This is a genomic window from Streptomyces sp. NPDC057136 (assembly GCF_042670885.1).
GTDB lineage: Bacteria > Actinomycetota > Actinomycetes > Streptomycetales > Streptomycetaceae > Streptomyces.
The window spans coordinates 105522-118466 of sequence record NZ_JBHUUV010000022.1; the positions used below are offsets into that span (position 1 = coordinate 105522).

9 protein-coding genes are annotated in these 12945 nt (G+C 69.2%); 5 read left to right on the top strand and 4 right to left on the bottom strand.

Annotated features, from left to right (window positions below):
• Window positions 1-105 precede the first annotated feature (105 nt).
• The 4 genes from ACFT7S_RS24805 to ACFT7S_RS24820 form a co-directional block, all read right to left on the bottom strand.
• A complete protein-coding gene (locus ACFT7S_RS24805) occupies window positions 106-825 on the bottom strand; it encodes an HAD family hydrolase (RefSeq protein ID WP_382735355.1) in 720 nt (239 codons plus the stop codon).
• A gap of 89 nt (window positions 826-914) precedes the next feature.
• Window positions 915-2387 carry a glutamate--tRNA ligase gene (gltX, locus tag ACFT7S_RS24810; RefSeq protein ID WP_382735357.1) on the bottom strand — a complete coding sequence of 491 codons (1473 nt, stop codon included), beginning with the start codon at window positions 2385-2387 and terminating at the stop codon, window positions 915-917.
• Window positions 2380-3165 carry a fumarylacetoacetate hydrolase family protein gene (locus ACFT7S_RS24815; RefSeq protein ID WP_328906056.1) on the bottom strand — a complete coding sequence of 262 codons (786 nt, stop codon included), beginning with the start codon at window positions 3163-3165 and terminating at the stop codon, window positions 2380-2382. Before ACFT7S_RS24815 ends, gltX begins: the two co-directional genes overlap by 8 nt.
• Before the next feature lie 279 nt (window positions 3166-3444).
• A complete protein-coding gene (locus ACFT7S_RS24820; RefSeq protein ID WP_382735360.1) occupies window positions 3445-3627 on the bottom strand; it encodes a hypothetical protein in 183 nt (60 codons plus the stop codon).
• 606 nt (window positions 3628-4233) lie between these two features.
• Between ACFT7S_RS24820 and ACFT7S_RS24825 the strand changes: the two genes are divergently transcribed.
• The 5 genes from ACFT7S_RS24825 (at window position 4234) to ACFT7S_RS24845 (ending at window position 12943) form a co-directional block, all read left to right on the top strand.
• Window positions 4234-7905, top strand: a complete 3672-nt coding sequence (locus ACFT7S_RS24825; RefSeq protein WP_382735362.1) for a nitrate- and nitrite sensing domain-containing protein — start codon at window positions 4234-4236, stop codon at window positions 7903-7905.
• A gap of 9 nt (window positions 7906-7914) precedes the next feature.
• On the top strand, window positions 7915-8328 hold the full coding sequence (locus ACFT7S_RS24830) for a roadblock/LC7 domain-containing protein (RefSeq protein WP_024495006.1): 414 nt from the start codon (window positions 7915-7917) through the stop codon (window positions 8326-8328).
• A gap of 134 nt (window positions 8329-8462) precedes the next feature.
• A complete protein-coding gene (locus tag ACFT7S_RS24835) occupies window positions 8463-8870 on the top strand; it encodes a DUF742 domain-containing protein (protein ID WP_003966010.1) in 408 nt (135 codons plus the stop codon).
• Window positions 8851-9432 carry an ATP/GTP-binding protein gene (locus ACFT7S_RS24840; RefSeq protein WP_328906053.1) on the top strand — a complete coding sequence of 194 codons (582 nt, stop codon included), beginning with the start codon at window positions 8851-8853 and terminating at the stop codon, window positions 9430-9432. The genes ACFT7S_RS24835 and ACFT7S_RS24840 overlap by 20 nt, the downstream gene beginning before the upstream one ends.
• 349 nt (window positions 9433-9781) lie before the next feature.
• Window positions 9782-12943 (top strand): nitrate- and nitrite sensing domain-containing protein, encoded by a 3162-nt coding sequence (locus ACFT7S_RS24845; protein WP_382735364.1) that lies wholly within the window; start codon window positions 9782-9784, stop codon window positions 12941-12943.
• Window positions 12944-12945: the final 2 nt, after the last annotated feature.

A 12945-nucleotide genomic window follows, 5' to 3' on the forward strand; every position in this document is an offset into this window, starting at 1 on the left:
GCGATGTAAGACGGCAGTGGCCCTGACCGGTAAGCACCCGAGTCCAGCTCCCAACACCGTACGGGGAGCCATTCCCATCCAGCTCACGCTGCTAGGAATGCCCGATCAGGCACCCCAGCCATTGATCACAGGAACGGTATTGCCTGCCAGCAGTCCAGGCAGCTGATCGAGGCCGGTAATCCGGACAAGATCCGGCCGCCCTCCGCGCCCTCCCCGATCCAGCCAGATCCCCAATAGCCCTGCCGCCACGGCCCCACCTGCGTCGATGTCGGGTTCATTGCCCACGTACGCCACCTCGTGCGGAGCCAGCGCGAGCGCCTCGCAGGCGGCGTGGAAGGCCGCGGCCTCGGGCTTGGAGATGCCCAGCTCCGCCGCGCAGAGCACCGACTCGAACCGGTCCCGTACGCCGAGGACGGTCAGCTTGCGGTGCTGGTGTTCCAGCGAGGAGTTCGACAGGACGGCATGCCGGTACGCCGTCGCCAGCGCGTCCAGCGCCGGCACGGTGTCCGGGAAGAGCGACCAGGCCGACTCGTAGTGGCGAATGTGCCGGCCGAACCACTCGTCGGCCTCGGCATCGCTGAGCGGACGGCCGAGGAAATCCCTGGCCCGGTCACGTCGCTGCCCCTCCCAGTCGGTGAGGCCCGCCGCGAAGCGCTCCCAGTGCCGCTGGGTGAGTTCCTCCCAGGCGTCCACCGCGTCCTGGGCGGAGGCGTAGCCGTCGGGCAGCCCTTCGGCCTCCACATGCCTGCTGAGACCGGTGGCAGCTGCCGACCCGTAGTCGAAGAGGGTGTCGTCAACGTCCCAGAGGACGGCTCTGATCGCCATGGGCCGACTCTAACCGTCCCCTACACGCACATGGGCCCGGACAAGCCGCTCCGTGCGGCTCGTCCGGGCCCATGCCCGTTACGGGGGTACTACGCGGCGAGCTTCGCCAGCGCCGCGTCCACGCGGGCGATGGTCTTCTCACGGCCCAGGATTTCCAGGGACTCGAAGAGCGGCAGCCCGACCGTGCGGCCCGTGACGGCGACACGGACCGGGGCCTGAGCCTTGCCGAGCTTCAGGCCGTGCTCCTCGCCCGCCGCAAGGACGGCGGCCTTGAGGGCCTCGGCGTTCCACTCGGCGGCGATCAGCTTGGCGCGGGCCGTGACGAGCAGGTCGCTCGAACCCTCCTTCATCGCCTTGGCCCAGGACGCCTCGTCCTCGGCCGGCTCGTCGAGGAAGAGGAAGTCGACGTTGGCCGTGATCTCGGAGAGGACGGTCACGCGGGTCTGGGCGTACGGAGCGATGATCGCGAACTGCTCCGCGTCGAACGCCTCGGGGCGCCAGGGCGCGAACGGGGCCTTCAGCCAGGGGCCGCACGCCTCGGTGAACGCCTTCACGTCGAGCCTGCGGACGTGCTCGGCGTTGATGTGCTCGCACTTCTTCAGGTCGAAGCGGGCCGGGTTGGCGTTGACGTCCTTGATGTCGAACGCGGCGACCATCTCGTCGATGTCGAAGATGTCGCGGTCCTCGGCGATCGACCAGCCGAGGAGCGAGAGGTAGTTGAGCAGACCCTCGGGGAGGAAGCCACGCTCGCGGTAGAGGTTGAGCGAGGCCTGCGGGTCGCGCTTGGAGAGCTTCTTGTTGCCCTCGCCCATGACATAGGGGAGGTGGCCGAAGAGCGGGATCTCCTTGGCGACGCCCAGCTCGATGAGCGCCCTGTAGAGGGCGATCTGCCGCGGGGTGGAGGAGAGCAGGTCCTCGCCGCGCAGGACGTGGGTGATCTCCATCAGCGCGTCGTCGACCGGGTTGACCAGCGTGTAGAGCGGGGCGCCGTTGGCCCGGACGATCCCGTAGTCCGGCACGTTCTCCGGCTGGACGGTGATCTCGCCGCGGACCAGGTCGGTGAAGGTGATCGCCTCGTCGGGCATCCGGAAGCGGACGATCGAGACGCGGCCCTCGGCCTCGTACGCGGCGGTCTGCTCGGCGCTCAGGTCGCGGCAGTGACCGTCGTAGCCCGAGGGCTTGCCCGCGGCGCGGGCGGCTTCACGCCGGGCGTCGAGCTCCTCGGTGGTGCAGTAGCAGTGGTACGCGTGACCGGCGGCGAGAAGCTTCTCGGCGACGTCCTTGTAGATGTCCATGCGCTGCGACTGGCGGTACGGGGCGTGCGGGCCGCCGACCTCGGGGCCCTCGTCCCAGTCGAAGCCGAGCCAGCGCATCGACTCGAGGAGCTGCTCGTAGGACTCCTCGGAGTCGCGGGCCGCGTCGGTGTCCTCGATACGGAAGACCAGGGTGCCCTTGTTGTGCCGGGCGAACGCCCAGTTGAACAGGGCGGTACGGACCAGGCCCACGTGGGGGTTACCGGTCGGAGAGGGACAGAAACGTACGCGGACAGGTCCGTTAACCACGCTTGATCACCTTGTTGGTGAGAGTGCCGATGCCTTCGATGGTGACGGCGACCTCGTCGCCGACGTGCAGGGGTCCGACCCCTGCGGGGGTTCCGGTGAGGATCACGTCGCCCGGGAGCAGCGTCATCGCTTCCGTGATGTGGACGACCAGGTCCTCGATGGAGCGGATCATGTCGCTCGTACGGCCGAGCTGGCGCTGCTCGCCGTTGACCGTCGCCTGAATGGTGAGGTCGGTGGGGTCGAGGTCGGTCTCCACCCAGGGGCCGAGCGGGCAGGAGGTGTCGAAGCCCTTGGCCCGCGCCCACTGCTTCTCGCGCTGCTGGGCGTCACGGGCGGTCACGTCGTTGGCGCAGGTGTAGCCGAAGATGACGTCCTTGACGCGCTCACGCGGGACTTCGCGGCACATGCGGCCGATGACCACGGCCAGTTCGGCCTCGTGGTGCAGTTCGTTCGAGAAGGAGGGGTACTCGATGGCGTCTCCCGAGCCGATCACCGAAGTGGTGGGCTTGAAGAAAGCGACCGGAACCTCCGGGACCTCGTTGCCCAGCTCGGCGGCGTGTTCCGCGTAGTTGCGGCCGATGGCCACGACCTTGTTGGGGAGCACGGGAGGCAGCAGCCGGACCTTGCTCAGCGGGACCTTGGTGCCGGAGAGCTCGAAGTCGGTGTACGGAATGCCCCTGATGATGTCGAGGACGAGGTCACCGGATTCAACGGTGCCTTCACCCTCCACGGCGCCGAAGGCGACATTGCCGTCGATGGAGAACCTGGCGATGCGCACGGGAAGCTGTCGCCCCTCACTTGCTGGCTGGCTGAAGACTGACGCTCCAGGCTAGCGCCTCGCCCGGCGAGGTTTGCCCCGAAAGGAGCGGCGTCCGGTGCGTGCGATCGCAAGGCGGACGGAAGCCCTCGGAGGGGGCGCCTCCCGTGCCCTTCAGGCTATGGGGGAGGAGCTACTAGGACTTTCGGCCAACGCCGCGAGCGTGCGTGCCGGACGCCGCGACGGGGCAAACCTCGCCGGGCGAGGCGCTGGCGCGGGTGAGGGGGACAGCAGCGCCGATCAGACTCCGGTCGCGACCGGGGCTTCCATCAGGATGGTGCGGCGGGGGTTGGCCGTCTGGGTGGGCAGATCGACCGAGTGCTCCGGCCGCTCCGGCGTCCGCAGCGCTTCGGCGTCCTCGAGGTGCGCCAGCGTCGTGCGCCGGGGGTTGGCAATGTTGCGGAACATCATCGTGGTCTTCATCTGCCGTCTGGGCCCTGTCGGTCTGGGCGCCACCCGAAGGGGCGCCTGCTTGTCGGATTCGCCATCCCTGTAAAGGGTCAGGCTAAACATCCAATTCCCACACGACGCCCCGGGGAGACAGCGATCATCGTGTGAGTTTGCTCACGAAGTTACCGACAAATACCGCATCACGGACAGTCGATCACGTGACATGAAACGGACATTGCATAGCTGAATGCGCCATTCCGCTCCTGATCATCGCGACTGGGGCACCCCCTACCCGTAAGCGACTCATCACTAATCGTCCGGTTTGACCGTGAACACTCTCCACACCTTGTTACGCATTCATCACAACGTGTCACCCAGGTCACAGGCCGGTACAGGGGCCTTGTTGGAGATCCTGCACTGTGCTGGAATTCCACGCACCGCCGCGGGTTTCAGGCCGGCGCGCAGGGCGCAACGCAGCGCCGAGTGGCGGCGGGAGGGGGAGAACGCCGGTCACTCACGACCACCTTGGGGCGCGTCCAGCGCCCCACGACGCCGACACCGTCCCGACCCGCGCACGCGGAAGGGACGCCTGGTCCAGAGGTTGCGACGCTAGTGCAGGGACGTTTCAAGAGGGATGGCATGGGGTCTCCCCAGGCCCGCCAGGGCCGAGGGAAAGCTCCGGCGGATCAGGAGCCGCGCGGCGGGAACGACCGCGGTTCCTCGCCCCAGCACGCCCAGAACCCCGGGCAGGCCGCGGCCGGTGACAGTGGTGACCGCGCACAGCGATCGGGCCCGACGACGAGCAGCGGCGCGGAGCCGGTCAGCGCGTTCCAGTCGCGCGGCCCGGTCAACACCGGCTCACGAATAGCGCTCCGTAACTGGCGCATCAGCACGCGTCTGGTCTCGCTTCTCGCCCTTCCCGTGGTGGCGGCGACCACGCTGGGCGGACTCCGTATCAACGAGTCCATGAACGACATGCAGCAGCTGGAGCACATGCAGCTGCTGACCAAGATGACCAAGCAGGCGACCGCGCTCGCCCAGGCGCTCCAGGAGGAGCGCGACAGGTCCGCGGGCCCGCTGTCCAACGGCGTGAAGCCCACCGACTTCAAGGTCACGGAGCCCCGGAAGAAGACCGACCGCTCGAAGGACGCCTTCTTCGAGGCGACCAACGCGATCGGCAACACCGACAGCGACGAGGCCCTCGACGGCATCCACGCGAGCGTCAACCAGATCGCGACGCAGCTCGGCCAGATCAGGGACATCCGCGAGGACGCGTACGCCAAGGGCGCTCCGAGTCTCAACACGATCGACCGGTACAGCCAGTTGATCACCTCGCTGCTGAGTCTCTCGCAGGACATGGCGCAGGCGACCAACAACCCGGAGATGATCAAGCGGACCCGGGCCCTGGCGGCCTTCTCCTCCTCCAAGGAGTACGCCTCGGTCCAGCGGGCGGTCATCGCGGCGGCACTGCCCGGCGGCAACAGCGAGAAGACGAACCTCGACAAGAACGACCAGCAGTTCGGCCGCAACGCCCTCCGCAAGGAGTCGCAGACCCTCTCCTCGTTCAAGTCGACGTACGAGAACACGGGCAACAGCGCCGACGAACTGACGGCGTCCCTGACCAACGGCCACCCCGAGATCAACGCCGCGGACATGTACGCGAAGCAGGTTCTCGAGAGCCCGACGGGCATGGCGGGCAAGAAGTCCCGCTCGTACATGGACTGGTACGACCAGAGCTCCACCAAGATCCAGGCCATGAAGACCATCGAGGAGACCCTCCTCAGCGACATGGAGGGCAAGGCGCGCGAGCTCCGTGAGGAGTCCCAGCGCGAGGCCATCCTCAACGGTGTGGTCATCCTCCTCGTCCTCGGGGTCTCGCTGGTCGGCGCGTTCGTCGTCGCACGGTCGATGATCCGCTCGCTGCGGCGGCTGCAGGACACCGCGACCCGAGTCGCCCAGGACCGGCTGCCCGAGCTCGTCAAGCAGCTCTCGGAGACGGACCCGCAGGACGTCGACACCTCCGTCGAGTCCGTCGGTGTGCACTCCCGGGACGAGATCGGCCAGGTGGCCGCGGCCTTCGACGACGTGCACCGCGAGGCCGTCCGGCTCGCCGCCGAACAGGCGCTGCTGCGAGGCAACGTCAACGCGATGTTCACCAACCTCTCGCGGCGTTCGCAGGGCCTCATCCAGCGCCAGCTCTCGCTCATCTCCGAGCTCGAGTCGCGCGAGGCCGACCCGGACCAGCTGTCCTCCCTCTTCAAGCTCGACCACCTCGCGACCCGTATGCGCCGTAACGGCGAAAACCTCCTCGTCCTCGCGGGCGAGGAGCCGGGCCGCCGGTGGACCCGCCCCGTGCCGCTGGTCGACGTGCTCCGTGCCGCCGCCTCCGAGGTGGAGCAGTACGAGCGCATCGAACTGGCCGCGGTGCCCGCCACCGAGGTCGCGGGCCGCGTGGTCAACGACCTCGTGCACCTGCTCGCGGAGCTGCTGGAGAACGCCACGTCGTTCTCCTCGCCGCAGACGAAGGTCAAGGTCACCGGTCACGCGCTGCCCGACGGCCGCGTGCTCGTCGAGATCCACGACACGGGTATCGGCCTCTCCCCCGAAGACCTCGCGGCGATCAACGAGCGGCTCGCGTCGCCGCCCACCGTGGATGTCTCGGTCTCCCGGCGCATGGGTCTGTTCGTGGTCGGCCGGCTGTCCCTGCGACACGGCATCCGCATCCAGCTGCGTCCCTCGGACTCCGGCGGCACGACCGCGCTGGTCATGCTTCCCGTCGACGTCGCCCACGGAGGCAAGCAGCCCCCGTCCAAGCAGGGCCAGCAGCAGGGCGCTCCTGGCGGGCTTCTCGCCGGTGGTGCCCCGGGCAGTGCCCCGCGTCCCGGTCTCGGCGGCCCCCCGGCGGGCTCCTCGGCCGCGCTCGGAGCCGGTGCGCAGCGCGGGCAGGTCGGTGCGGGCTCCGGTCCGCGTGCCGCGCTGCCCTCGCGCGACGGCGGCCCGCGTCAGCCGCAGCCCGCTGCCGGCTCCCAGAGCAATGGCATGCAGAGCAACGGCGTGCAGGGCAACAACGCCATGCAGAACAACGGTCCGCAGAACGCGGGCCGGCCCAACCAGGCGCCGCCCTTCGGCGGCGGTGCCCGCATGGGCGCCCGCGGTGGCCAGGGCGAGGCTCCCGGCCGTACGGACTCGGGTCAGCCCAATCTGTTCGGTCACTCGGGACAGAGCCGGCCCGGCCAGCAGCAGGGCGGCCAGTTCGGTCAGCAGGGCCAGCAGAGCGGCCCGCCCGTCCGGCAGCCGCAGCAGCAGGCCAGGCACGCCCAGAACGACCAGGGCGGTTTCCAGCAGCCCGGCGGCACCGGCCGCCAGCTGCCGCCGCCCGGTGGTCCGCGCGCCGAGCTGCCCGGGGGCAACCCGCAGCCGCAGCGTCCGCAGAGCACGAGCTGGGGTGTCGAGGAGCAGGGTGCGCAGCGCCAGTCTCCCCTGGACGCCCCGCGCGGTCACGAAGAGCCCGGCACCACCGGCCAGTTCGCCCGGCCTGCGGTGCCGAACCAGCCGTACAACTCGTCGGACCAGCAACAGGGCCCCGGCGCCACGGCGGAGTTCGCCCGTCCGGACTTCTCGGCGCCGCAGGCGTCCCAGGACCCGGCAGGTACCGCCCAGTTCGCACGCCCCGACTTCGGCGCCCCCCAGCAGAACCAGGGGATGCCGGCGCCGCGGCAGCGTGGCCGGGAGGACGCCGACTTCGGTGCTCCGCGTCCGGGGGCCTCACCGGCTGGTGAGATGCCGCGCCGTCCGGCGCTGCCGCAGCAGCCGCAGCCCGAGGCGCTTCCGCCGGCCGGTCCCGGGGACGGTCGTACCCCGCTGTACGACACCCTTGAGACGAACTGGTTCCACGGCCCGCAGCAGGGTGGCCAGCAGCCGCCCGCTCCCGAGCCCCAGGCGCCGGTGGCTCCGTCCGCCGCAGCTGCTCCGCCCATGCCCCGGCGTGGTGACACCGACACCGGCGCCACCAGCACCTGGCGCCCCTCGCCCAACGACGAACTCGTACGGCAGGCGGAGCGGGTCAAGAAGCCCGCTGCGGGCGGGATCACCACCTCCGGACTTCCTCGCCGGGTTCCCCGTGCCAATTTGGTACCGGGCACCGCCCAGCAGGAGAATCACCAGTCCGGACCCCAGGTTTCGCGTGCGCCCGATGACGTACGCGGACGTCTGACCAATCTCCGCCGGGGCATCCAGCAGGGTCGGCAGGCCAACAACGGCCAGTCGACCGGCGGTTTCCATCTCGGCCCCACTCACCAGCAGGAGCGCTAGTTGAGCCCCATGAGTCAGGCCGCACAGAATCTGAACTGGCTGATCACCAACTTCGTGGACAACACCCCTGGTGTGTCCCACACCGTCGTGGTCTCCGCGGACGGCCTGCTGCTGGCGATGTCCGAAGGCTTCCCGCGCGACCGCGCCGACCAGCTGGCGGCTGTCGCCTCCGGTCTGACGTCGCTGACGGCGGGTGCTTCCCGGATCTTCGAGGGCGGCGCCGTGAGCCAGACGGTTGTGGAGATGGAGCGAGGCTTCCTTTTCCTGATGTCCGTCTCGGACGGTTCCTCGCTGGCCGTTCTCGCCCACCCGGACGCCGACATCGGTCTGGTCGGGTACGAGATGGCCCTCCTCGTCGACCGTGCGGGCACCGTCCTCACGCCCGACCTGCGCGCCGAGCTCCAGGGCAGTCTGCTCCACTAGGCGGCCATGCAGCGGACCCCAGGCACAATCCCCCCAGGTACTGCCCATAACCCTCACCCGTCCGGCCGCCCCAGACCCCCCACCGGCCCCTTCAGACGGCAAGCCGACACACCGCTGTCACGCCCGGAGGATTCATGACCCCGCCACCCGCCTCACCTGACCCGTACGGCGCACTGCACCACGCGTCGTACGACGGTGAAGGCGACCAGCCGCTGGTCCGTCCCTATGCCATGACCGGCGGCCGGACCCGGCCGCGTTACCAGCTCGCGATAGAGGCCCTGGTCAGCACCACGGCCGACCCGGCGCACCTGGGGACCCTGCTCCCCGAGCACCAGCGGATCTGCCACCTGTGCCGTGAGGTCAAGTCGGTGGCAGAGGTCTCGGCACTGCTGTCCATGCCGCTCGGCGTGGCCCGCATCCTTGTGGCGGACCTGGCGGAAGCCGGCATGGTGGCCATCCACCAGCCGGGCAACGGAGAGGCCGGCGGCGCGCCGGATGTGACACTGCTCGAAAGGGTGCTCAGTGGACTTCGCAAGCTCTAACGGCGGGACGGGCCGTGCCACTACCTCGGCGAAGATCGTGGTGGCGGGCGGCTTCGGCGTGGGTAAGACCACGTTTGTCGGTGCCGTTTCGGAGATCAATCCGCTGCGCACCGAAGCCGTGATGACGTCCGCATCCGCGGGCATCGACGACCTCACACACACCGGGGACAAGACCACCACCACGGTGGCCATGGACTTCGGACGCATCACCCTGGACCAGGACCTGATCCTGTACCTCTTCGGCACCCCCGGACAGGACCGCTTCTGGTTCATGTGGGACGACCTCGTACGCGGCGCCATCGGCGCCGTCGTCCTCGTCGACACCCGCCGCCTCGCCGACTGCTTCCCCGCCGTCGACTACTTCGAAAACAGCGGCCTCCCCTTCGTCATCGCCCTCAACGGCTTCGACGGACACCAGCCCTACACACCCGAAGAAGTGCGCGAGGCGCTGCAGATCGGCCCCGACGCCCCGATCATCACGACGGACGCCCGCCACCGCGCGGACGCCAAGAGCGGTTTGATCACTTTGGTGGAGCACGCCTTGATGGCACGTCTCAAGTAGACACAAGTCGGAATTGCAATACGGAAGTTGTTGTAGTCACACGGGGGCGGGCTGTGTCCTTTGACACGATCCGCCCCCGTGTTCATAACGTTTCGACAGAGAATTGCCTCGGCATCAATACACGATGCATCCGACTGGTACCACTCTGCTCATGCGAGTCCCGCCTTTTGGCGGGGCTCGCTCTTTATGCCCGTTTTATCTGCGGTGTAGACCACTCGGAATGGCTCATTCCGACTGTTTGGAACGCGGCCGGTCCCCGTGCTGGAATTCGTCGAACTACCGAGTAGTACGGCCCTGAACGAAAACTTCGGCACAACGTTGGTGCCGACGCCGAGAGGTTGTTGGTCGAGTGAGGCGAAGCAACGAGGGCTCCGCGGCGCAGCCGGAACGGGGCAACTTCACCCCGCCGCCCCGCGCCGGGGCGTCGTCCGCGGACATGTCCGCGCCCGAACCGGCCGGTGGCTCCACCAGCCGGCTGTCCCCGCGCAACTGGCGGGTGCCCACGCGGCTGAACGCGATCCTCCTGATCCCTGCGCTGGTCGGCCTGATCATGGGCGGCTTCCAGGTGAAGGGGTCGATCGATACCTGGAACGAGGCCCAGGACGCCGAGAAGACCGCGCGGATCGTGCGCGCGGCCTCGGAGTACGGGCAGGCGCTGCTCAACGAGCGTGACCTCACCGCTCAGCCGCTCCTGTCGAACAAGCGCACCGCCGACGTCGTCGAGCAGGCCCGTGCCACCACGGACGAGGCGAAGACGAAGTTCGACACCGCCGTGCAGGACATGCCCTCGGCCGGACGCCTGGAGCGCCGGCTGAAGCTGTTCAGGGTGGAGGAGCCCCAGCTTCCCGAGCTGCGCAAGGCGGCCTATGCCGAGGCCATGGACCCGGTGAAGACCGAAGAGGGCTACACCAAGGTCCAGCACTCCCTGATGGAGTTCGCCAACGACCTCGGCCTCGGCACCGGCAACATCACCAGCTACGGCCGCACGGTCTACGCGATCCAGCTCTCCAAGGCCGCAGAATCGCTTCAGCGCTCCATCGGTATGCATCTGCTTGTCCGTCCCAGCCAGGAGCGCGGCAAGTTCCAGGCCCAGGTCAAGGCCTTCAGCTCGTACAACTACCTGGAGCAGATCGCCCTCGCCGAGTTCGTCTCCGGTGGTACCGAGGCCGACGCGACCCGGCTCAAGACCGTCATGGCCGGCAAGGCCGCCGAGGGCGCCAAGCAGCTGAAGACGGCCGCCGAGCAGGCCCAGGCCGCCGGCAAGCCGTTCGTGCCGCCGCCGAGCATCGACGGTTCGGTCTTCGACGGCATGGCCCAGCAGATCGGCCAGGGCCAGTCGCCGGCCGAGCTGCGGGCGAAGGGGATCACCCCCGAGACCTGGATGGCCGCCGCCACCGCCAAGTTCGACGGATACTCCACGGTCGGCGACGAGCTCGTCGACAAGGCCGTGACCGAGGCCGCCGAGATCTCGTCCGACGCCAAGACCGACGCCATCGTCAACGCCTTGATCGTGATCATCGCGCTGCTCGCGGCCTTCATCGTCGCCGGTCTCATGGCCCGCCAGATGAGCCGCGCGATGCGCCAGCTGCGTACCGCCGCCTTCGGCATCGCCGAGCAGCGGTTGCCGATGCTCGTCGACCAGCTGTCGCGGACCGATCCCGGCCGGGTCGACACGCGCGTCCAGCCGATCCCGATCAACACCCAGGACGAGATCGGCGAGGTCGCCCGCGCCTTCGACCAGGTGCACCGCGAGGCCGTCCGGCTCGCCGCCGAGCAGGCCATGCTCCGGGGCAACGTCAACGCGATCTTCACCAACCTCTCGCGCCGCAACCAGTCGCTCATCGAGGGCCAGCTGACCCTCATCACCGACCTGGAGAACAACGAGGCCGACCCGGACCAGCTGGAGAACCTCTTCCGGCTGGACCACCTGGCCACCCGTATGCGCCGTAACGGCGAGAACCTCCTCGTCCTCGCGGGCGAGGAGCCGGGCCGCCGCTGGAACCAGCCCGTGCCGCTGGTCGACGTCCTGCGGGCCGCCTCCTCCGAGGTGGAGTCGTACGAGCGCGTCGAGCTCACCGGCGTACCGGAGAGCGAGATCCACGGGCAGGCCGTGACCGACCTCGTCCACCTGCTGGCCGAGCTGCTGGAGAACGCCACCACGTTCTCCTCCCCGCAGACCAAGGTCCGGGTCACCGCGACCCGGCTGCCCGACGGCCGCGTGATGGTCGAGATCCATGACAAGGGCATCGGCCTCACCGCCGAGGACTTCGCGGACATCAACCACAAGCTGGCCAACCCGCCGACCGTGGACGCCGCCGTCTCGCAGCGCATGGGCCTCTTCGTGGTCGGCCGCCTCGCCGACCGGCACGGCATCCGGGTCCAGCTGCGCCCCTCGGGCGAGCAGGCCGGTACCACCTCGCTGGTCATGCTGCCGGACGCGATCACCCACGGTGGTGGCGGCGAGACCTCCGCGCAGGACGACTTCACGGTCTCCTCGATCATTCCGGAACAGCAGCAGCCGGCGTTCGACCCGATGCCGCACCAGACCACGATGCGTACGGCGGCGGAGCTCGGCTTCGACGATTCGCGGTACGAGATACCGGACGCGGACGCGCCGCAGTTGGACCCGGTCGGCCGCTCGCTCCTGCGTGAGGAGCGACGGGCCGCGCTGGAGGCCCAGGCCGGCGGCGAGCGTCCGGTGTTCCAGGACGAGGCGCAGCAGTACGCGCCGGGCCAGTACGGCCAGGAGCAGTACGCCCAGGAGCCGCAGCCCGTGCAGCAGGGGTACGAGCAGGCTTCGTACGAGGCTCCCTACGAGCCGTACGGCACCGAGGGCGGCTACCCGCAGCAGGCTCAGCAGGGCGCTTATCCGGAAGCGGCCTATGGCGCTCCGGAAGCCCAGCAGGCCCAGTACGGCGAGCAGTTCAACTCCGCCGCGGCCCCGTCCCACCAGGATGACTGGCCCGATCAGGGCGGCTATCAGAGGGCGTACGAGCCCGCGCCGCAGGCTGAAGCGGAATCTGTTCCGAGTGCTCCCGCAGCGACTCAGGAGCGCGTAGGCTTCGACCGTTCGGGCCCCGTCCCGAACACCGCGCAGGCGGTGACCGAAGCCGGTCTCCCGCGCCGGGGCGGTGTGCAGCACTGGCAGCCCACCGGCCGTGGCAACGAGGCGCCGGCCCCGGCGAAGGCACAGGACACGCAGCAGCCGCCGTCCGCCCCGGTGAACGGCGATGGCCCCGACGACTGGCGCTCCACGAACGACGAGCGCTGGGAGCGGGCGGAGAAGCTCCGCGACCCGAAGGCGGGCGGGATCACTCCGTCCGGTCTCCCCCGTCGCGTACCCAAGGCCAATCTGGTCGAGGGCACGGCGGAGCAGACGCAGCAGGGCGGCCCCCAGGTCTCCCGCGCACCCGAGGACGTCCGTGGCAGGTTGAGCAATCTGCGCCGCGGAGTCCAGCGGGGTCGCGATGCGGGGTCGGACACGAGTAATACCTACAACCAGGAGCGTTAGTG